Annotated in this window: 19 protein-coding genes; 9 read left to right on the top strand and 10 right to left on the bottom strand. The window is 62.8% G+C overall.

The window, feature by feature from the left end; all coding sequences use genetic code 11:
- Position 1 precedes the first annotated feature (1 nt).
- Positions 2 to 1285, bottom strand: coding sequence for a diaminopimelate decarboxylase (lysA, locus tag P0D80_RS19850; RefSeq protein WP_408286184.1), 1284 nt, complete (start codon positions 1283 to 1285; stop codon positions 2 to 4).
- A 70-nt stretch (positions 1286 to 1355) separates the two neighbouring features.
- Between lysA and P0D80_RS19845 the strand changes: the two genes are divergently transcribed.
- Together P0D80_RS19845 and P0D80_RS19840 are read left to right on the top strand one after the other, a co-directional pair.
- Entirely contained in the window at positions 1356 to 2285 is a 930-nt protein-coding gene (locus P0D80_RS19845) for a LysR family transcriptional regulator (protein ID WP_408286182.1), read from the top strand.
- A 171-nt stretch (positions 2286 to 2456) separates the two neighbouring features.
- Positions 2457 to 3311, top strand: coding sequence for an oxidoreductase (locus P0D80_RS19840; RefSeq protein WP_408286181.1), 855 nt, complete (start codon positions 2457 to 2459; stop codon positions 3309 to 3311).
- 30 nt (positions 3312 to 3341) lie between these two features.
- Here the strand turns inward: P0D80_RS19840 and P0D80_RS19835 are convergent, their stop codons facing one another.
- The 8 genes from P0D80_RS19835 to P0D80_RS19800 all read right to left on the bottom strand — a co-directional run bounded on the left by P0D80_RS19835 (position 3342) and on the right by P0D80_RS19800 (position 11654).
- Positions 3342 to 3755: a rubredoxin gene (locus P0D80_RS19835; protein WP_408286179.1), complete on the bottom strand. Its 414-nt coding sequence runs from the start codon at positions 3753 to 3755 to the stop codon at positions 3342 to 3344.
- A gap of 465 nt (positions 3756 to 4220) precedes the next feature.
- Positions 4221 to 5441 (bottom strand): Rieske 2Fe-2S domain-containing protein, encoded by a 1221-nt coding sequence (locus P0D80_RS19830; protein ID WP_408177540.1) that lies wholly within the window; start codon positions 5439 to 5441, stop codon positions 4221 to 4223.
- 186 nt (positions 5442 to 5627) lie between these two features.
- Positions 5628 to 7079 (bottom strand): glycosyltransferase family 2 protein, encoded by a 1452-nt coding sequence (locus P0D80_RS19825; RefSeq protein ID WP_408286176.1) that lies wholly within the window; start codon positions 7077 to 7079, stop codon positions 5628 to 5630.
- Positions 7080 to 7128: 49 nt separating this feature from the next.
- The gene (locus tag P0D80_RS19820; RefSeq protein ID WP_132379221.1) at positions 7129 to 7728 is read right to left on the bottom strand and encodes a cytochrome b; all 600 of its coding nucleotides are present in this window, start codon (positions 7726 to 7728) and stop codon (positions 7129 to 7131) included.
- A gap of 179 nt (positions 7729 to 7907) precedes the next feature.
- Positions 7908 to 8714 carry a class I SAM-dependent methyltransferase gene (locus P0D80_RS19815; protein WP_408286174.1) on the bottom strand — a complete coding sequence of 269 codons (807 nt, stop codon included), beginning with the start codon at positions 8712 to 8714 and terminating at the stop codon, positions 7908 to 7910.
- A 300-nt stretch (positions 8715 to 9014) separates the two neighbouring features.
- On the bottom strand, positions 9015 to 10118 hold the full coding sequence (locus P0D80_RS19810) for an SAM-dependent methyltransferase (protein ID WP_408286173.1): 1104 nt from the start codon (positions 10116 to 10118) through the stop codon (positions 9015 to 9017).
- Positions 10119 to 10195: 77 nt separating this feature from the next.
- On the bottom strand, positions 10196 to 10972 hold the full coding sequence (locus P0D80_RS19805; protein ID WP_408286171.1) for a DUF1295 domain-containing protein: 777 nt from the start codon (positions 10970 to 10972) through the stop codon (positions 10196 to 10198).
- Positions 10973 to 11042: 70 nt separating this feature from the next.
- The gene (locus tag P0D80_RS19800) at positions 11043 to 11654 is read right to left on the bottom strand and encodes a lipocalin family protein (protein WP_408286169.1); all 612 of its coding nucleotides are present in this window, start codon (positions 11652 to 11654) and stop codon (positions 11043 to 11045) included.
- A gap of 163 nt (positions 11655 to 11817) precedes the next feature.
- On the opposite strand from P0D80_RS19800, the gene P0D80_RS19795 reads away from it, so the two are divergent.
- The 7 genes from P0D80_RS19795 to P0D80_RS19765 all read left to right on the top strand — a co-directional run bounded on the left by P0D80_RS19795 (position 11818) and on the right by P0D80_RS19765 (position 19779).
- Positions 11818 to 12711, top strand: coding sequence for a LysR family transcriptional regulator (locus P0D80_RS19795; RefSeq protein ID WP_408177546.1), 894 nt, complete (start codon positions 11818 to 11820; stop codon positions 12709 to 12711).
- A gap of 71 nt (positions 12712 to 12782) precedes the next feature.
- Positions 12783 to 13847, top strand: coding sequence for a DMT family transporter (locus tag P0D80_RS19790; RefSeq protein ID WP_408286167.1), 1065 nt, complete (start codon positions 12783 to 12785; stop codon positions 13845 to 13847).
- A gap of 176 nt (positions 13848 to 14023) precedes the next feature.
- Positions 14024 to 14227 (top strand): DUF3562 domain-containing protein, encoded by a 204-nt coding sequence (locus P0D80_RS19785; RefSeq protein ID WP_132379526.1) that lies wholly within the window; start codon positions 14024 to 14026, stop codon positions 14225 to 14227.
- Positions 14228 to 14370: 143 nt separating this feature from the next.
- Positions 14371 to 15474 (top strand): NAD(P)/FAD-dependent oxidoreductase, encoded by a 1104-nt coding sequence (locus P0D80_RS19780; RefSeq protein ID WP_408177548.1) that lies wholly within the window; start codon positions 14371 to 14373, stop codon positions 15472 to 15474.
- A 120-nt stretch (positions 15475 to 15594) separates the two neighbouring features.
- Positions 15595 to 16056 (top strand): GNAT family N-acetyltransferase, encoded by a 462-nt coding sequence (locus P0D80_RS19775; RefSeq protein WP_408177549.1) that lies wholly within the window; start codon positions 15595 to 15597, stop codon positions 16054 to 16056.
- Positions 16057 to 16335: 279 nt separating this feature from the next.
- On the top strand, positions 16336 to 18045 hold the full coding sequence (locus tag P0D80_RS19770; RefSeq protein ID WP_408286166.1) for an Hsp70 family protein: 1710 nt from the start codon (positions 16336 to 16338) through the stop codon (positions 18043 to 18045).
- Positions 18046 to 18051: 6 nt separating this feature from the next.
- Positions 18052 to 19779, top strand: coding sequence for a J domain-containing protein (locus tag P0D80_RS19765; protein ID WP_408286165.1), 1728 nt, complete (start codon positions 18052 to 18054; stop codon positions 19777 to 19779).
- 110 nt (positions 19780 to 19889) lie between these two features.
- Here P0D80_RS19765 and P0D80_RS19760 read toward each other — a convergent pair whose 3' ends face one another.
- The gene (locus P0D80_RS19760; RefSeq protein WP_132379243.1) at positions 19890 to 21293 is read right to left on the bottom strand and encodes an MFS transporter; all 1404 of its coding nucleotides are present in this window, start codon (positions 21291 to 21293) and stop codon (positions 19890 to 19892) included.
- Positions 21294 to 21306: the final 13 nt, after the last annotated feature.

The following is a 21306-nucleotide window of genomic DNA, read 5'->3' as shown; positions in this document are numbered from 1 at the left end:
ATCAGGCCGACGTTTCGAGCGCGAGCAACTCATCGACAGTTTGCCGCCGGCGGATCAATCGCGGCTTGCCATGCTCGAGCAACACCTCGGGCACAAGCGGCCGGCTGTTGTAGTTCGAGGACATCGACGCGCCGTAGGCGCCTGCATCGTGAAACACCATGAAGTCGCCCACTTCGGGCATCGGTATTGAGCGGTTCGTAATGGCACCGCCTGCGGCTTGTGTGAAGACATCACCGGCTTCGCACAGCGGCCCGGCCACTGCGAACGAATCGACCGGCACTTCGCTCGGCGAGCCGTCGCGCTTCAGCACCGTCATCTCATGATGACTCCCGTAAAACGATGGCCGTACGAGATCGTTGAATCCGGCATCGACCAAAGCAAACTGTTGCGCGGGGCGTCGATTCAACGCGTGAACTTCCGCGACGAGCACGCCCGATTGCGCGACCAGAAAGCGTCCCGGTTCGATCTCCAGCCTCACGCGATGCGCGACATGCGCTTCGATCTGCCGGCGCGCCGCGTCCCAACGCCGGAAGTAGTGCGCGACGTCGATATCGGGCTCGCCTTCGCGATACGGCACTGACAAACCACCGCCCGCGGAAATCGCTTCGATATCGTGGCCCAGGCCCTTCACGGCTTCGACCATCGCATCGCAGACGCGCGACAGATGCCCATAGTCGACGCCCGAACCGATATGCATGTGCAGCCCGACCAGCTTCAGGCGATAGCGCCGGATCAGCTCGACCGCGTGCGGCACATCGTCGAGCCAGATACCGTGCTTGCTATGCTCGCCGCCCGTGTTGGTCTTGTTGCTGTGCCCGTGACCGAAGCCCGGATTGATCCGCAGCCACACGCGATGACCTTCGGGCGTATGCCGTCCTATCCGTTCGAGCATATCGAGCGAGCCCGCATTGACCGTGATGCGATGCTCGATCACGGTGGCGAGCGTCGCATGATCGATCAGGTCCGCCGTGAACACGACGCCTTCGGGATCGCCATCAGGCGTGAAGCCTGCCGCTAGGCTGCGTTTGAGTTCACCCAACGAGACCGCGTCGACCATCGCCCCTTCCTCGCGCATCAGTTTGAGGATATGCAGGTTCGAACACGCTTTCTGCGCATACCGGATTACATCGAAGCTGCGCAATTCGGCAATGCGTTTGCGGATTACGTCAGCGTCGTAGACCCACAGCGGCGTGCCGTGCTCGTGGGCGAGTTCGACGAGTTGTTGCGGATTGAATGGCGTCACGGTTCCCGTCTCTCGATATCGAAATGTTGGTGTGAGCGACATGATGCGGAAAACGCGTCATTCAGTAAAATACCAATTCTTGGTATGCCCATTCACTTTTGATATACCCATCATGGCGCTTACACATCGGCATATCGAAGTCTTCCGCGCGCTGATGACCGCGGGCAGCGTCACCAAAGCGGCCGAGATGCTGTTCACCTCGCAGCCCACGGTGAGCCGCGAACTCGCGCGCATGGAACAGAGCATCGGCTTTGCATTGTTCGAGCGCACGAATGGTCGATTGCGTCCCACCTTGTCCGCACTCACCTTGTTCGACGAGATCAAGCGCGCGTATGTCGGACTCGAACGTGTGGCGTCCACCGCTGCGAGCCTGCGCGAATTCCAGGGCGGCCAGCTTTCCGTCATCGCGTTGCCCGCGTTTTCGCATTCGATCCTGCCGGGCGCGGCGAAGCGCTTTCACGACGCGCAACCGGGCGCAAGTTTGTCGATCGCGACCCAGGAGTCGCCGTTTCTCGAGGAATGGCTGACCGCGCAGCGCTACGATCTGGGCCTGACCGAACACGGCGCGCCGCCGGCGGGCACGCGCCTGACGCCGCTGCTCGAAGTGGATGAAGTGTGCGTGCTGCCCGACGAGCATCCGTTGCTCGGCAAGCGAGTAATCGCATTGAAGGATTTCGCCAATCAGCCGTTCATCAGCCTGTCGTCGAACGATCCGTACCGGATTCAGATCGACGAGGCCTTCGCGCAAGCAGGAATCGCGCGCCGCCAGATCGTCGAGACGCCCACTGCCGTCTCCGTGTGCAGTTTCGTGCGGCAAGGGCTTGGCCTCGCGATCGTCAATCCGCTGACAGCCCTCGATTTCGTGGGTCGCCATCTGCATATCCGGCCGCTCGCCGTGTCGTTGCCGTTTCGCGTGAGCGTGATTCAGCCGGAGCATCGTCCGGGTCATCCGCTGGCCGGCGCGTTCGTTCGAGCGTTGCAAAGCGAAGCCGCCGCGCTGCGGCTACAATTGAAATCCCACACCGGACGCAAGCAGCAGTGAGCGCTTTGTTCGCGAATCAACGCGCGGGCAATCGCCGACCTCCACCGAAAGAATCCGGGCACGCTTCAAGCTAAACACAGCAGCACACCGATTGCGGACGCGAACGACGCACAGCGCCTTCGCGCCGCATGAGTTTTTACATGTCGTAGACCATCAACAGGAGTTTCCCAAATGATGAATCGAGACAATCCCGTCTGGCTGATCACAGGTTGTTCCACCGGCTTCGGCCGCGAGTTGGCGAAGCTGGTGCTGGAGCGAGGTTGGCGCGCGGTGGTGACCGCACGCGACGCGTCGAAAGTGAAAGATATCGCCGAAGCTCACGGCGATCGCGCACTGGTTCTGCCACTCGACGTGACCAACCCCATGCAGATCGACGAAGTTGTAACGCAAGCGAAACAGCGTTTCGGCCGCATCGATGTGCTCGTCAACAACGCGGGTTACGGTTATCTGGCCGCGATCGAGGAAGGCGAGGACGACGAAGTCCGCGCCATGTTCGAAACCAATGTGTTCGGCCTCGTCGACATCACGAAGGCGGTCTTGCCGATCATGCGCGAGCAGCACAGCGGCTTGATCGTCAATGTGTCGTCGATCGGCGGTATCACGAGTTTCGCGGCGACCGGCTATTACCACGCCACCAAATATGCGGTGGAGGGTCTATCCGAATCGCTGGCGACGGAGGTGAAGCCGCTCGGCATCGACGTGTTGATCGTCGAACCGGGACCGTTCCGCACGAACTGGGCGGGCCCGTCGATCAAACAATCGGCCACGGTAATCGACGATTATGCTGCCACGGCCGGTGAGCGCCGCAAGCAGACCGAGGCGCGCAGCGGCAAACAGGCAGGCGACCCGGTGCGCGCCGCGCAGGCCATTATCGACGCCGCGCTGTCGGACACACCGCCGCTGCGGTTGCTGCTCGGCAAGACCGCGCTCGAACTGGCGCGCAAGAAGCTGGACTTCATGCGCGGCGATTTCGATGCGTGGGAAGCCACCACGCTGGGCGCGGATTTTCCGGAAGGAGCGGGCTGAACTTAGGCGTATGTCGTGCGTTGGCCGGGCTTAAAACTCGACCAACGCGAAATCTTCCTTGCCCACGTCGCAAAGCGGGCAGCGCCAGTCGGCCGGCACGTCCGCCCAGCGCGTGCCCGGCGCGATGCCCTCCTCCGGCAAACCTGCGGCTTCGTCGTAGACCCAGCCGCAAATCACGCAGACCCACTGCTTGAAGTCGTCCGCCGAAGCGGCAGGCTCCGCCGCGTGCGGCGCATCAGCCGCGTGCGACGCCGGCGTGTCATCGAGGCTCACCACCAACGGCGCGGCTGTGCCCACGCCGGTTTCCGCGAGGCGCGCCTGCAAGCTTTCCAGCAGCCGCTGCGCTTCAGCCTGCGTCAGATCGATCCAATAGGGATCGCCCGCGCCGTCGTTGAGCCGCTCGGGAGAAAACTGGATTTCTACGGCTACGCCCTTCTTGTACATGGTAAATCGGAATATCGATGAAGCCGGCAGCGCGTCCCAGGAAGAACTTCCTTAGGGACGTGCCGGCATGGGTCGGAAGCGTCGCGCAGAGGCTTCGCGTGGAGATCAGACGAACTGGTTCAACACGATCGCGGCAATCAGGCCGGCGGCGCCGATGAGGCCCAGCAATTGCAGCAGAGTGAGGGATTTACGGGGTGCGGTAGGGATTTGTTGCGTAGTCACGGGCTATTCTTGAAGATCGGAAAAAGCGAAATGGTACACGCGTCCGCGGCCAGCGCATGTCGATTAGCGCAAACCGCCGTGCATTAGCTGCCATTATCGCCGCTCGATCGCCCGGTATTCCCTACCGTCGGGAGATGGATTAATTCCCCTTGAGGGGGAAAGTTTTCGTGCGGATTCCTGGTGCGGACATGCCGGGCAGATCGCCACTCACATCATGCGCCCGGCGTCAAAACGACCCGAGAATCAGCTCTTCGCCAACGGGTTGCCGTGACGAGAATCCCAGAAGCGAATCACAGCCGTGTCGCCCGTGCCGGCACCCACCACCTGATCCGGCGCGCCGTTCTCGCGCAGCAACGCGCGCAGATCGTTGATGACCGGAAACACCTCGTGATTCCAGTCCGCGCCCTGCGAATCGTGGGCGCGCTGTTCGGCTTCGACGATCTCCCGGTCTTCCTTGAAAATGCGCTCGGTGAACCACACCAGCAGCGGCCACGCGAGATTCAACACGCCAGGAACACCGGGTTTGCGAATCGACAGCAGCCCGAACGTGCGGTTGGTGCGCTGCTCGCGATCGAGCGGCACGTAGACGATCCACAGATCCATTACCAGCGTCTGCTCGGACGTGCGGATCTGCAGCGTCTGATACGGATACTCGGTGCGGATCGTCATCACGTCTTTGTCGTTGTCGCCGCCGGTTTTACGGCTCTGGCCGAACACGATCGCTTCGCCGATCGGCTGCTGGCCGGCCATGCGCGCAAACGTGTAATCGACTTCGACCCAGCCCTCGCCGCGCCGCCGGCCGAGCGAACGCGCCCGCATCTGCCCCATCTGCCTGCGATGCAGAAACTGATGGTTCATGTCCATCAGGTTCTCGTGCATGAACGAGTAGTGGCAATTCACCGGACGGCCGAAGCGGCGCGTCTTGTACTTCTTGTCCGAGACCGAGCCGAACGCCGGCAGCGGCCGTTGCTCGGCCAGCGCCGCGTCGCCGGGGAAAACGAAAATCAGGCCTTCGATTTCGCGGCACGGGTAAGAGCGCACGCCGTTCGGCAAACGGTCGCGGCCCAGGTACGGCACGTCGATGCACTTGCCCGAGCAGTCGTAAGTCCAGCCGTGATAGCCGCAGCGGATCGATTCGCCATCCACCACGCCCTGATGCAACGGCACCTGACGATGCGCGCAGCGGTCCTCCAGCGCGAACGCCTTGCCGGACTCCGTGCGCGCCAGCACGATCGGCTCGCCCGCGAACGTCACACCATGCGTCTTGCCCCGCTTCACCTCGTGCGACCACGCCAGCGGATACCAGTAGTCAGGGTGAATACCGACGCGGCGCAGATCGCGCACCGGTGCGTCGTTGGCGGCCTGGCCCGGCATGTGAGCGGGTTTCTGCGATGCGGCCTGGGCAGGCGACGCATCGACGGTTACATCGACGGTGTCTCGTTCTAGCGGGGGAACAGCATGCATAGGTGGGTCTCCGTGCACGGGCGGATAGAAGGTTGCGCCCTGCAAATTGCGGGCGGCATCGTCGCCAGTCTACTAGAACCCGACGCCGTATGGGTTCGGGGACCGTGCAACCACCTACTGCGGCGCCTGCTCGCGCAAGCGCACCGTCCTGCTCCCACTACTCTCCTGAAGAGACGACGCGCCGCGTCAGCTCTCGTCGTGTGCCACCAGCCCCGAGCGGCGCTGCACGCCCCACGACCGTCCGCCGCGCAGGAAATGCAGCCAGCCGAGCGCGGCGCCCACGTGCCGCACCAGCTGAAACGTGAACGGCTCGGCAACCGCCGCCAGCATCGCCATCCACAAACTGGTGCCGGCCCGCTCGCCGGTCCAGCGCCGGTACAAATGGATACTCCACAAATAGAACGCGAGGTCGATCGCCGTTTTCAGGCCGATCACGCTGAAGATCGACACGACGATCGCGCCATGGCCACCGAACACGAAGGCGAGCAGCAGCGCGAACGCGGTCAGGCCGTAGATCGGCTGCATGGTGTCGATCGCCTTGACCGGCAGCATCAGCATGCCGAGCGTGCCGTAGCGCGGATTGCCGGTCATGTCGCGGTTCCAGTACTGCGTCTGCAGGAAGCCCGCGAACCAGCGGCGCCGTTGACGCAGAAAACTGGCGAGATTGTCCGGCGCGTCGGTGCGGGCATGCGCCTCGCCGACCACGCGCACGTCCCAGTCGAGGCCGTGGTCGACCGAATAGCGGCGCAGCCGGTGAATCAGCTCGTAGTCTTCGACGAGGCACTGCGGATCGAAGCCGCCCACGTCGACCAGCGCGTCGCGCTTGAAGGACGCGAAGGCGCCCGAAATCAGCAGCAGACTATCAGCACGCATCCACGCGAAACGGGCGATGAAGTTGCGCATGTACTCGTAGGTCTGGAACCACTGGAACACGCGCCCCGACACCGACTTGCCGCACACCGGCACCAGAATGCCGGCCGCGGCGACCAGCTTCGGTTCGCTCGCGAAAGCGGCGCGCATGGCGTAGGTGGCGTCGTCGTCGAGTAAGGTGTCGGCGTCGACGGTCATGACCGTTTCCGTGGTCATCACGGTGATCGCGGCATTCAGCGCGCGGGCCTTGCCGCCGTGCGGCACACGCAGCCAGAACAGATTCGGATACAGCGCGCTCGGCGCGCTCAGCACGCCGTCTGCGGCCGCGGTAAGGCCGAAGCGCCCGGTGAGCAACTCGCGGGTCGAGTCGGTGGAACCGTCGTCGGCAATGACGATTTGCGCCGGCCCGTGCGTTTGCCGCAGCAGCGCGGCGATCGTGACCGGCAGCACCGTCGCTTCGTTATGCGACGCGACGATCACGCCCATGCTCGGCAAGCTGCGCCGTTCGAACTCGGGCTCGAGCGACGGCGCACGCCGCATCAACGGCAGCGTTTTCCACGTGACAAACGCAAGCAGCAAGGTGTCGTACACCACGTAGGCGATACCCGTCGACCACGCCAGCGCGCCCTGCAGAAAGAAGGCGCGCGCGAACAGCAGCAGCCACAAGACGACCACACTCAGATGAATCAGCGTGCTCAACGGTGTCGTGCGACGCGGCACAATGCGCGGCGAAGCGAGAGCGAGAGCCTGTTCCAGGGTTTTCTTCAAAATGACTGCCGGGTTTGTCAATGTTGCGGTTGATAGGTGAATGCGGCGCTCACGGCACCATGCGCTTCAGAACCGACTTGCGATCGATCCACTGGTGCTTCAACGCGCCGCCGATATGCATCGCCAGCAGCGCATAGAGCGCGTAGCCAAGCCACGTGTGCAAGGCGCCGAAGCGGTCGTGCAAGGTCTCCTTCAGCGCCGGATCGAGATTCATCACATAGCCGATGCGCGGCCACGGAAACAGATTGAACAGATGCATGGGGTGCGTCGCCGCGTCTTTCCATGCGGAATCGTGCAGCCAGCCGGACAGCGGCAGCGCAATCATCAGCAGATACAGCAAAAAATGCGCGACGTGCGCGGCGATCTTTTCCCACGACGGAAACTCGCGCGGCAACGGCGGCGGCTTGTGCGACACACGCCACAAGATGCGCATGAGCGCGAGACCCAGCACCGTGATGCCGATCGACTTGTGGGTGTCGACCACCGGACGCACCCAGTCGTCCGGCAACGAATCCGCGCTCAGCCCGAGCACCACGTTGCCGATCATCAGCAGCGCGATCAGCCAATGCAGAACCATGGCCGTACGTGTGTAGCGCGTCGGCACTGGCGTGCCGGTCGAATCGGTCAAAGAGTCGGCGTGTGTGTTCATGATTGTTCCGTCCGCAGCGGCATGGCTGCGAAAGCTGTTTGAAAATCCGGCGATGCCGTAACACATCAAGGCAAGCCGATGTATAGGCAAACGCCCGAGTGTGCCGCTTTATTCCGCCGGGCGCTTAACTCTATGTTTTCGGATTATTTCGTTGCCGCCGGCTTAGAAGTCATTGCACCTTAACCGTGCGCCGCCTCGCGCCGCGCGATCAGCGCGGCCGACTCGATCCGTTCGTCGAGCCAGCCGTTGGTTGCATACGCATCCAGTAGTTGCCGGATGCGCGCCAGCAGTTCGTCCAGCCGCTCGCCGAGCCGTTCGCGCGACAGACTCGACATCGACAGCGGCCGCGTCACCAGCGATTCGACCGAGACCCGCCGCGTTTCGACGATCGACACGCGTTCGAGCATCGGGAACGGCGACTTCGCCAGCACCGCGTCGTGGCTTTCCCAGCCGTCCGCCTTGCGCTGCATGCGCGCCGGGTCGCCCTCCGAGTAAGCCTCGAGCAGCGCACGGTACGGCGCAAGCCAGGCCATCGGCGAGTCGGTGGCGAACACGGTCGAAAACAGGGCGACCGCGCCTTCCGGTTCGATCAGCGCATCCAGACGCGCGAGCGTGTCGGGCCGGTCCATCCAGTGAAACGCCCGCCCGATGACGGCCAGCCGAAAGCGCCCCAAAGCCGGCGACAAATCGTAAGAACTCCCCTCGCGATACTCGATGTTCGGCGCAATCCCCGCGCCCAGGCTCGCGGCGACGCGCAGCATTTCCGGTTCGGGGTCGAGCGCGAGACCCGAGCCGACCCACGACGAAAACGCCAGTGACAATTGCCCCGGCCCGCAGCCGAGGTCCAGAAGCCGGTGCGAGCCGCCGAGTTCGCAAGACTGCGCGACGCGGCGGATCAATTGCGGCGAATACGGTGGACGGCCCGCCAGGTAGTGCGCGGCGGTGGTCCTGAAGCGGTCGGGGACGAAGGGGATTGGGGTGGTCATCGGCGATTCCATGCGGGTCGGTTGCGGCAATGGCAAACGACGAACGGAACGCCATTGTCGTTGCTGCGGTCCATTGGCGCCGCTGTTGCGAGGCAGCTCGATCAGACAGGGCTTCCCTGCCTCAGAGTGCACCCAAGGTTTGATGCCCGGATGACTGCGCAGTTTCCTGACGATCAGATAAATCGTCCGGAGGCACTCGCAAGACGGTCGCTCGGCAGTAAGCCAAGCGTGAAAACACAATGAAAGCCAGCCGGCGTATCGCGTCACGCCTAGCACTTAAGCGGATCGGCCCACCGCGGTTCAACGCTTCACGAACCGATAATGCCCGACGCCCCACTCTTTTCCATTCGCGTAGCCGAACAGTTCAGCCACCGCCATATAGAACATGCGCCACCGTTGCAGCCACACTGCCGCATCGCGCGGGCCGTAGGTGTCGATCAGCATCGGCATCACCCGATCACGCGCCGCATCGAGCGCGGCGAGCCAATGATTCGCCGTGCGCTCATAATGCGTGCCGCTCACCCACCACTGCCGCTCCATGCGCAGATCGTCCTGGAAATTGAGCAGCAGCGCCTCCGACGGCATCGTGCCGCCGGTGAAAAAGTATTTCGACATCCAGTCGCTGCCGTCTTGCACCTGGAAGTGATAGGCCAGGGTTCGATGCGCGAAGAGATGCACGAACAGCTTCGCGTCGGCGCGCATCCAGCGCGCGATTTTCGCGAGCAGCAAGCCGTAGTTCTTCATATGCTCAAACATCTCGATCGACATCACGCGATCGAAGCCGCCGCCAAGTTGCGCCCCGTCGAATTCGAAATCGACGATGTTGCCCGTCACCACCGAAAGGTTGTGCAAACCAGCCTGCGCCGCGCGCGCTTCGATGAACGCGCGCTGCCCATGCGAGTTCGAAAGCGCGACGACGCGCGAATTCGGATACCGCGCCGCCAGCCATAACGACAGTGAACCCCAGCCGCAGCCGAGATCGAGTATCCGCTGACCGTCGGCGAGTTCCGCACGCTCGGCATAGCGTTCGAGCATGGCCGCTTCGGCTTGCGCGAGCGTTTCGCCACCGGTCGGATACAGGCAGCACGAATACTTCAGATGCGGTCCGAGATGCGCGTGGAAAAACGACGCCGGCACCTCGTAATGCTGCGTGTTGGCCGCTTGCGTTTCGATGGCGACCGGACTCGCGCGCAGATCGTCGAGCAGACGGTTGAACCGTTGCGCGCGCAACTCGCCGTTGTCGACCGCTTCATCGCGTAGGCGCTGACGCATCAACTGACGCATGCCGAAACGGATCACGCCGTCGGGTAGCCAGCCGCGTTCGCAACTTTGAATGAGCCAGCCATCGGCGGAGTCGGCGGGCGACGACGGCGGCATCGTGTGGTCAGTGGTGGAAAGACTCATGAGGCTGACTCCTTGGCGTTTCTTTTGGACTCTTTCGAAGGCGCGCTTGCGCCCGGCTTGCGTCTTCAATGCCGTCTTCAATGCCGCGGCGGCCACGGAATCAGCGCGCTGGTGGTGCGCATGTAGTCGCCGTAACCGGGACGCCGTTTTGCCATGCTTTCTTCGAGCAGCGGAATACCGGAGAGCTTCAGCAACAGAAACGCCATCAGCACCGGCGGCAACAGCGTGAACCAACCCCACGGCGTGCCGATCGACAACGCGATATACGCGAGCCAATGCACGCATTCGAAGAAATAATTCGGATGCCGCGAGTAACGCCACAAGCCGACGCGGCACACGGCGTCGCGATTGGCCTGATCGGCCTTGAAGTTTCGCAACTGGCGGTCGGCCATCGCTTCGCCGGCCACGGAGACGATCCACACCACGACGGCTAGCAGCATCCAGCCGACGGCAGGCGCAGTGCCGCGGTACGACGGCACCAGAAACGCGATCGACAGCAACATCGAAATCACGACTTGCAACTGGAAAAACCAGAACATCCGGCTTGCCGCCTTGTCGCCCCATTCTGCGCGGAAGCGGCGATAGCGCGCATCTTCCGGCTTGCCGGCGTTGCGTTTCCACAGATGCGTGCCGAGCCGCGCGCCCCAGACCAAACCGCCCAGCGCGGTCAGTGCGCGCGCGACGGGGTCGCCGGTGCCGAGCACCGCGTAGAGCACCGCCACGAGGCCCAGCGAATACGCCCAGATGGGATCGACCATGCCGGCGTTTTCGCTCCTCAACTGCCACGCCCAGACGGCGCTGAAAAGCGCGATGAGTCCGATCAGGGCAATCACGGCGGCGGCAAGTGGCGGCATGGTTTCCTCATTCGACGGCGATGCGGGTTATGCGCGGCGACGGTGGTATCGGATGCGTACGATGCGCCCGCTAATCCTTGTCGCCCGGCGACGCAAAGCCCGGCTTGCCCACCTGATCCGGCCGCTGCGGCACGCGTCTGAATCGCGACGTGTCATAGCCCATCGCATCGAGCCGCGCAAGCAAGGCCCGATACGTGTCCTCGCTCATGTCCGGCTCGCGCGAAAAAATCCAGCCGAGGTTTTTGCCCGGATAGCCGAGGATCGTGTAGCGATAGTCTGGGTCGACGTAAAGCGTCAGTTGCGTCACGCGGATGGGCCAGAACAGCTGCACGCTCCACTCGCCGCCGTCCTTGCCGGGCACGGGCGTGTCGAGAAACTGATAGTGCTTTTCCTCGGCGTCGAAGCGCTTCTTGCGGGCGTAGTACGAATCGTCGATCTTGCCGTCCGCGCGCAGTGTCCATTCGGCGCGGCTCGCCACCATGTCGCGTTCGGCGAAATACGGAATGTTCGCGATGACGTACCAGCGGCCCATGTAGCGCGGCAAGTCGACGGGCACGGTGGCGAGCGGTTCGCTCGCGCGCGGGTTGGGATTGGGCGGATCGTTGGAGCAGGCCGTGAGTGATAGCAGCAGAACGCTTGCAGCGCCGGCAGCTGCAGCGCTGACGTAGGCAACTCGGCGCATGGCAAGGGCCTCGAACGTGGCGGCAATACACCTATTACGTTCGACCAGGCCGTCTGGATGCGTGCGCCGCTCTCCGCAAGAAGGCGCATACCGATAACAGAATGAAAGCGGCAAATGATGCTAAATTGGCCCGACTGCAGACTTCAATTCCTGAATCGACCGAATGGAAAACATGAGCGGGATCGTCGCCTTCGTGCAAACGGCCGAAGCGTCCAGCTTCGTCGGCGCGTCGCAGCGGCTCGGCCTGTCGCCCTCCGCCGTCGGCAAAAGCGTCGCGCGGCTCGAACAACACCTCGGCGTGCGGCTGTTGCAGCGAAGCACGCGGCGCGTCAGCCTGACCGACGACGGCGAGCGCTTCTACGAACGCTGCCGGCAGATTCTCGACGCGCTGAGCGAAGCCGAAGCGATGATGCTGCAAGCCAACGCCGCGCCACGCGGGCGCCTGCGCGTGACTTTGCCGACCATCGGCTACCGCTTCCTGCTGCCGATCCTTCCGGAATTCGCCGAGCGCTATCCCGAGATCGACCTCGAACTGGATTTCAACGACCGCATCGTCGACGTGATCGAAGGCGGCTTCGACGCCGCGGTCCGCAGCGGCGATCTGCCCGATTCGCAGTTGATGGCCAAGCGGCTCGGCCCGTTCCGCTTCGTACTGTGCGCGTCGCCGGGTTATCTGCAACGGCACGGCGTGCCGCTCGCGCCGGCCGATCTCGCGCAGCACGCGTGCTTGCGCTTCCGCTTTCCGACCTCGGGCAAATTGCAGCACTGGGCGTTTCGAGGACTTCCTGAAGACGCGACCGCGCGCTTTCCGACCGCGCTGACCTGCAACAACATGGAAGCCCTGCGAGCGGCGGCGGAACTCGGTCTGGGCGTGGCCTACATGCCGGATTTTCTGGCTCGCGACGCGATCCGGGCGGGAACACTGCAAAACGTGCTCGACGACCATCTGGCGCATGCAGGACAGTTTTCCGTGCTCTGGCCATCCAGCCGGCAACTGTCGCCGAAGCTGCGCGCGTTCGTCGATTTTCTGTCGGAGCGCTTGTTTAGCGCAGCTTAGCGACGATACAAGCGGCGTGATCCGGTTAGCGTTATCGTGTCCGCAACGCCCGCTCCCGCGTGAATTCCCTCATGCCTACCCGCTCAAACGCCGCATTCACCGCCTTGCTCGCCGCCGCCCTATTCGGCGCGACGACACCGCTCGCCAAGACGCTGCTCGGCTCGCTCTCGCCGTTCCTGCTGGCTGGGTTGTTCTATCTCGGTAGCGGCTGCGGCCTTGCCGCGGTGATTCTGGCGCGCCGGCTAAAAGGCGGCGGCGCCGGCCAGCCGGTCGGCCACAGCCATTTCCCGTTGCGCGAAGCCCCCTGGTTGGCCGGCGCGATCGCAGCCGGCGGCGTCGCCGGGCCCGCTTTACTGATGCTGGGTCTGCAAACGACGCCGGCCGCCACAGGTTCACTGCTGCTGAATCTGGAAGGCGTATTCACCGCGTTGATCGCGTGGATCGTGTTTCGCGAGAACGTCGACGTGCAGGTGTTCCTCGGCATGGCCGCGATCGTCGCGGGCGGCGTGGCGCTGTCATGGCAGCCGGGCGCGGCGGGACTGCCGCCCGGCACGCTGCTGCTGATCGGCGCCTGCGCGTGCTGGGCCGTGGACAACAATCTCACGCGCAAGGTGTCGGCTCACGATGCAATGTTCATCGCCTGCATAAAAGGACTCGTGGCCGGTTCGGTGAACGTGGCGCTCGCGCTCACCCTCGGCGCCGCATGGCCGAAGCTCTCGACCGTCGCGCTCGCCATGCTCACCGGCTTTGCGGGCTACGGCGTGAGTCTCGTGCTGTTCGTCGTCGCGCTGCGCAATCTCGGCACCGCGCGAACCGGTGCATATTTTTCGGTTGCGCCGCTATTCGGCGTGACTTTATCCTGGCTACTGTGGCCCGAACTGCCGCCGCCGCTTTTCTGGGTCGCTGCAGCGCTGATGACGCTCGGCGTGTGGCTGCACATTCGCGAACGTCATGAGCATCCGCACACGCACGATCCGCTCGAGCACTCGCATCGTCACCGGCACGACGCGCATCACCAGCACGAGCACGACTTCGCGTGGGACGGCGACGAGCCGCATACCCATCCGCACCGCCATGCACCCATGACGCACGCGCATGCGCATTTCCCGGATATCCATCACCGGCACACGCATTGATTTTTCGGCCAGCCGTGCAGCACGGACGCTTGCTGCATCGCAAGACAAAAATCTCTCTGAAAAAAAATCATGCGATAGACCGATTCAATTGGCATCGCCGCGCATCGCATCCTGTAATGAAACTCCTGTTGTCCGCGTGCCATCCGCCCAACCTGTCCGCACCTTTGGAGAGATCCATGTCACAACCCGAGCCTAATGTTGATGAATTAGTGAAAAGCATCGCCGAAGAAACCGACACGCCGGCGGAAACGGTCTCGAAGATGTACGCGGACACCTTGGCCAACTACCGGCACGACGCGCGTGTATTCGATTACGTGCCGCTCTTCGCCGCGAAAAAAGTACGCAACCAGCTTCGCGACAGTTCGAATCGCAAACACTGACACGGCGGCGCGCGGAGACCACCGCCTGCTGAATCGCAATTTTTTTCGCCTCGACCGACTCGCGCAAAAATTCACATAACGCGCACCGATTTTTTTCCCGCTGATAGACTCTCGCCCAGAACCATCGACTCGGGGGAGTTGGCATGCGGGTAACGATCGTAGGCGCGGGCATCGCCGGTTTGAGCACGGCGTGGTCGCTCTCGAAACAGGGACATGACATCACGTTGATCGAGCAGGGCTCGATTCCAAATCCACTCGGCGCGTCGGGCGACCGGCATCGCATGATTCGTCGCGCATATGGCGATGCGGACGGTTATGCCCGAAACATCGAAGAGGCGTTCGATAGCTGGGACCTTCTGTGGAACGATCTCGGCGTGTCGCACTATGCAAATTGCGGCGTGCTCGGCATTTCGCAATTCGCGGGCGATGGCGCCGAACAGTTTCGCAACGGCCTCGACCGCATGGGATTCGAGTACGAAAGGCTCGAACCCCTCGAAGCAGCGGCGCGCTACCCGTTTCTCGACCCAGCCACGTTTCGTTACGCCTACCTCGATCACGACGGCGGCGCACTTTTCAGCGAACGCATTGCACGCGATATGAAAGCGTGGCTCAAGATGCGCGGCGCCGACATTCGCATGCACACCAAGGTGCTCGCGGTCGACCCTCAGACCGCTTCCGTGCGCATCGAAAACGACGTGATCGTGCATGCGGACCGGCTCGTGGTCACCGCGGGCGCATGGACGCCGCAATTGTTTCCCGCGCTTGCCGAAAACCTGATGACGTATCGCAACATCGTCGCCTATCTGGAGCCGCCCGCGGATCTGGAAGACGCGTGGTCGACGGCGCCCGCGATCGTCGATATCGGCGGCGCGAGCGACGGCTATGTGCTGCCGCCGCTCGACGGCATTGGTCTGAAGTTTGGCGCGGGCATCAATAAATCACGCGCGCCGGACCCCGACGCGAATCGCGTTGCCGCGCCCGGTGAAGGCGACCGCTTGCGGCGGCTGTTTGCGCCGCCATTCAGCCGCATCGACGAATATACGGTATCCGAAGTAAAAACCTGCGCGTACACGTTCACGGCGGATAACCGTTTCTTTTCGAAGCGCATCGGCAACACGCTGGTGGTGTCGGCTTGCTCGGGGCACGGCTACAAATTCGGTGCAGCGGTGGGGCGGCGCATCGCGGAAACGCTGGAGACGGACGACGACGCCACGCTCGCGCGTTGGCTCAGAGCCGAGACGGCCTGAACGTTTTCCTCGATTCACAGTTGGTGGCTCCACATTCTGAACGTACTGTGGATCTAACAATAGCGCCGCAAATTTTCTATGCTGGCGGTTCAGCAGTCTTCTTCCGACCAGGAACCGCACATGTCCGATTCGATTCAAATCCGCCCCGTCGTCCCCGGCGACTTCGATGCATGGCTGCCGCTATGGGATGCCTACAACGCGTTCTATGGCCGCTCGGGCGAAACCGCGTTGCCGCGCGAGATCACGCAAATCACGTGGGAACGTTTTTTCGACGGCTACGAGCCGATGCATGCCATGGTGGCTGAACGCAACGGCCAGTTGCTCGGCCTCGTGCACTTCCTGTATCACCGTCACACGACGATGAAAGGACCAATCTGCTATCTGCAAGACCTCTACACGCTAGACTCCGAGCGCGGCAGAGGCGTTGGCCGCGCATTGATTGAAGCCGTGTATGAGCGCGCCAAAGCCGATGGTTCGCAACGCGTCTACTGGCAAACGCAAGAGACGAATCAGACGGCGATGAAGCTTTACGACAAGGTTGCGGACCGTTCGGGCTTCCTGGTCTATCGCAAAGCCTTGTGATGCCGCGCGGCGGGCTCGCCTAGCGCGCTTCCCGCTCGTCTCGCCGTGCCGCGCGCTCTGTGCGGCACACTGCTTTTATCTCCGACCGATCTCGTGGCCACCATGCGCCGCGCATTGTCCGGTCCGATTTCCGCCGCCTTCGTTTCCCGCGCCGCTCAAGTTTGCGTGCGGTCTGCCGTTATCGCCATTGGACGGAGCTACACCCGGCTCCACGCGGTTCATCAGCGAAAACTTGGGCGATCTCCTCATGGAGGGGCGCAAACGAATCGGAAACTGTACATGCCTTCGATCATCGGCATCGATCTTGGAACCACGCATAGTCTTGCGGCAATCTGGCGCGACGACCGCGCCGTGCTCATCCCGAACGCGTTAGGCGAGACGCTCACGCCCTCGTGCGTCTCCATCGACGGCGATGGCTCGATCCTCGTCGGCCGCCCCGCTCATGACCGCCTGCATACGCATCCCGAGCGCACCGCCGCCAACTTCAAACGCTATATGGGCACGAGTCGCACCGTGTCGCTCGGCACGCAGTCGCTGCGTCCCGAGGAGTTGTCCTCGCTGGTGCTCAAGTCGTTGAAGGCCGATGCCGAAGCGTTTCTCCGCGAAACAGTCAGCGACGCCGTGATCGCCGTGCCCGCCTATTTCAGCGACGCACAACGCAAAGCCACGCGCATTGCCGGCGAACTCGCCGGCCTGAACGTGCTGCGCCTCGTCAATGAACCGACCGCGGCCTCGCTCGCGTACGGCGTGCATCAACGCGACAGCGAGCGCAAGTTTCTGATCTTCGATCTGGGCGGCGGCACCTTCGACGTCTCTGTGCTCGATTTCTTCGAAGGCGTGATGGAAGTGCGCGCCAGCACCGGCGACAATTTTCTCGGCGGTGAGGATTTCACCGATGCATTGGTCGAGTTGTTCTGCCAGCGCAACGGACTCAAGGTCCAATCGCTCACGCCGGTTGCCGCGCAACGTCTGCATCAGCAGGCCGAGCGCGCGAAACGTCAGCTCACGCAGAACGGCGTCGACAGCGTCACGCTCGAACTCACGATCGGCGACCACGCGCACACGCTCGAACTCGACGCGGCCGCAGCGGAGCGCACCTGCGAGCATTTGCTGCAACGGCTGCGCAAACCGGTGGAACGTGCATTGCGCGATTCGAAGATTGCCGTCGCCGCGCTCGACGAGATCATCCTCGTCGGCGGCGCGTCGCGCATGCCGATGGTCCGCAAGCTGGTCTCGAAGATGTTCGGCCGCCTACCCGCCGGACATTTGAATCCGGACGAAGTGGTCGCGCTCGGCGCGGCGGTGCAAGCCGGACTCGTCGGACGCGATGCCGGGCTCGACGAAATGGTGCTGACCGATGTCGCGCCCTATAGCCTCGGTATCGACACAGCCATGCAGGTCGGGCCGGCTCAGTTCGTGCCGGGTCACTTTCTGCCGATCATCGAACGCAATACGATCGTGCCGGTGAGCCGTATGCAGCGCATTTTCACGGTGCGCGACCGTCAGCAGATGCTGAGCATCAAAGTGTTTCAGGGCGAAGCGCGTTTGACCACGGACAACGTGGCGCTCGGTGAATTCACGCTCGAAGTGCCGCTCAAGGCAGCGGGCGAAGCAGGCGCGGATGTGCGCTTCACATACGACATCAACGGCGTGCTGGAAGTGGAGGCCACTGCGTTTCCGGGCGGCGTAAAACGCGCGATGGTGATCGAAGAAAATCCCGGCGTGATGACACCGGAAGAAATTCGCGAGCGACTTACCGCGTTGAGCGCATTGAAGATCCACCCTCGCGATCAACTCGAGAACCGGACGCTGCTGACGCGCGCCGACCGTGTCTATGAAGAAACGCTCGGCGATCATCGGCAATATCTGGCCGCGCATATCGCCCGCTTCCAGGCACTGATCGAGCGCCAGAACGCCGATGAAATCGCGCAGGCGCGCGGTGAGCTGAGCGCGCTGCTGGATCGCTTCGATGTACATGTGACTTACTGACCGGCCATGAATACCATCTCGAACAATCAATGGCCTTGGGATGTGCTCGGCATCGAGTCGAATGCCGACGAGCGGGCGGTCCGTCGCGCTTATGCGCGGCTGTTGAAGCAGCAACGTCCAGATCAAGATGCCGAGGCTTTTCAGCGTCTGCGGTACGCGTACGAGTCGGCGTTGCAAATGGCGAGTGGCGCGATCGCGAAAGAAGTAGCCGCGGTACCAACAGCGAACGCGTCTTGCACTGAACCCGAGCGTTTGATCGCAACTACGCGGAAGTCTGCAACCACGCCGGCGACGTCCCACGTTACGGTCAACACTTCGGAAGTCGAGGCCGCCGTCCGCGAACCCGACGCTTTCGAAACCGCCGTCCAGCTCTGGCAAAACTTCATCGCGCAAACGGACGACCTCGAGTCGCGCCGCTCCTTGCAGGATCTGTTCGCCGCCGTCGTCAACATTGCGACGCGCGATGAACTCGAATGGCAGGCGCTGTGTCATTGTCTGAACGAGGACACGCCGGCCATGCTGCGCATGAATTTGAGCGCGGTTCTCGGCTGGCGGGACAACGCGGCACATCTACGACGGCGCAACGCGGCCATTGCCACGCTCGCGCTGAACCGCGTGTTCGCCGACGAGGACTACAACGCGCTGCGCCTGCGCTTCACGAACGCAATGGCATTGCTCGAAGGTCCGTCGCCGCAATTGGCGGCCGGCGCGCGAGCACTGCTTCGTGCCGGCGTGCGCGCAGAGATGGAGCAGTTATTGACCGCGCTTGGTCGCTACCATCCGAATGTCGTGCGGCTGCGGCTCGATGCCGAGAAAGTCGATTTTTGGGGACGTTGCCTCAAATTCCGCATCGGCGCGGGCCGTCTGTTCGGACCGGCGCTCGCCTTGAACGCGTGGTGCGGCTTGCTGTTCGCGGACGCTTCGCTGAAACCCAATAGCAGCCGATGGTTCGATCAATGGTCGCTCGCTCAGTTGGGCATTCTTCTGTCGACGCTGATGCTCGCGCTGGTAACGGTCGCCGCTACGACCGTGCTGCTGTCCGAGCCTCAGCAACAGCGGCTGCGAGCGTTGCGCTCGATCGGTTGGCTGCGTTATGGCTGGATTCCCGTGTGGCTCGGTGCGACAACCGTTGCGCTGTGTGAGGACGGCAGCGGCCGTTCGACATCGATCGCGATGGCCACGCTGAGCGTCTGTACGATCTGGGCCGCGTTGATTCACGGCTGGCCGCCTATCAAGGAGCTCGCGATACTCGCCGCATTCAGCGCGACGGCGTTGGGCTTTGCGGGCCACTGGATCGCGACGGATTCGCATGCGTGGCTGATGCCTTATGCGCATGGTGTGCTGTTCGCGTTCTTCATTTCGTTTTCGCAAGCGGAATGGCGCGGATGGATCGCGCGTCGGCCGCGGTTGTTGTTTTGGGTTTGCGCGCCTTTGTGGTTCGCTGGATTCGCAGCGTTGATCGTATTGCTATTGCAGCGCGAAGTGCGTGCGACGCAGTTCGCGTGGGCGTTGTTTACGGTGATGTCGGCGGCCGGCGGCGTGCTGGCGACGACGCGCTGGAACGATCTGCGCGCAGCGATACCGGCGTTTTTTCGCGGGTATGCGAACCTTGTGTGGATGGCGCTGGCGATTTATAAGCCGGACATCATCGCATGCGTGAGTGCGGGGTTGATGAGTATCTGGGTTATTGAGGGGATTAGGCAGCGGCGAGAAGCGCGCCAGGCGACGCGGTAATCACCCCCCAAAAAAAACGAAGGGGCACACCACCCAGTGCGCCCCTCGTCTCCCAGCTAATCGCGGTACTACGACATCAACCGCCCACCAAACTCAAACAGTAAAAAACCTCAAGCCTCCAGTTGCTCCAGCACCTTCCCCTTGGTTTCAATCCCAAGAAAGTGCACCGCCACCGCCGCAAGAAACGGCACCGCCGCGAGGATATAGAACGCCACCTGCAAATTCCCGCCGATCATCGTCTTCGACACGATAGCCGGCGCGAAGATCGCCGCCACCTTCAGCCACGCGCCGCCGACGCCGCACCCCATCGCACGGATACTCGTCGGATACAGCTCCGGCGTGTACACATAAGCCGTGATGAATCCGCAAGCCAGGAAGCCCAGCGAGAACGCGCAGCACGTCGCCACGACATACACCGACGAATCGTGGAGCACACCCGCCAGCAGCAGCGAAATCGCACACGCCACGAACGACAGATTGATAATCGGCTTACGTCCCACCTTGTCGACCAGCAACGCGCAAGTCAACGAACCCACCACGCCGAGCACCGAAGCCGCCACCGCAAGATTCAACGCAAGTTGCAACGGCGCGTGATAAATCGTGCGGTAAATCGTCGGCAGCCACGTCGAAAGACCGTATTGAATGAAGCCGCAAGTGATCCACAACATCGCCACAGCCAGCGTGCGCTTCAGATACGCGGGACCGAACAGGTCGCCCATGCGGCGCTTCGGATGACGATTGGCCATCGCTTCGAATTCAGCCGACTGCGTGACCGGCGGAAGTGGACCTTTGACCGCGCGTTCGAACGCATGCACCGCCACATCCGCGTCGGCCATCCGCTCACGTTCAGCGAGCCAGCGCGGCGATTCCGGCACGAGCTTGCGCAGCACGAAGAACAGGATCAACGGCATGCCGCCGATAAAGTACATGGCTTGCCAGCCGAAGCGCGGCACGATCCACGCACCCAACGCATTCGAAGCGAGCAGGCCGACCGGGAAAACGATTTCATACAACAGCACGAAACGGCCACGGCCATGCGCACGGCTGATCTCGTTGATGTAAGTCGCGGCCACCGGCAATTCGCCACCAAGCCCAAGCCCCTGAATCACGCGCAACACGACAAACGCCGCGAACGTCGGCGCAAAACCGCACGCAATGCTGGTGATGCCGATGATCCCCGAACTCAGCGCGATCGCCTTCACGCGCCCCTTGCGCTCCGCATACCACGGAAAAACGAACGCGCCGATCAGTTGCCCGACCGAACCGGAGCCGATCAGAAAGCCGATTTCCCACGGCGTCAGATGCCACTTCGCGATTAGGATCGGCAACGTGGCCGCGATCGCGATCACATCGAAGCCGTCGAAGAACGTCGCGAGACCGATCAGTATGCGCGCGCGCACCTGCATCGCATTCTTGGGCAAGCGCTCCAGACGCGCGATGATCGAGCCCCGGGTCACAGGGCCTGAGACACCGGCGCTGCTGCGGTCCCCCATGGTGTTGTCGATGGTTCTCATGCCGTTGTGCCGT

The sequence above is a fragment of the Paraburkholderia sp. RL17-373-BIF-A genome (genome assembly GCF_046030175.1).
Taxonomy (GTDB): domain Bacteria; phylum Pseudomonadota; class Gammaproteobacteria; order Burkholderiales; family Burkholderiaceae; genus Paraburkholderia.
Note: the sequence above shows the minus strand (reverse complement) of the source record. Positions and strands in the feature narration are given on the sequence as shown.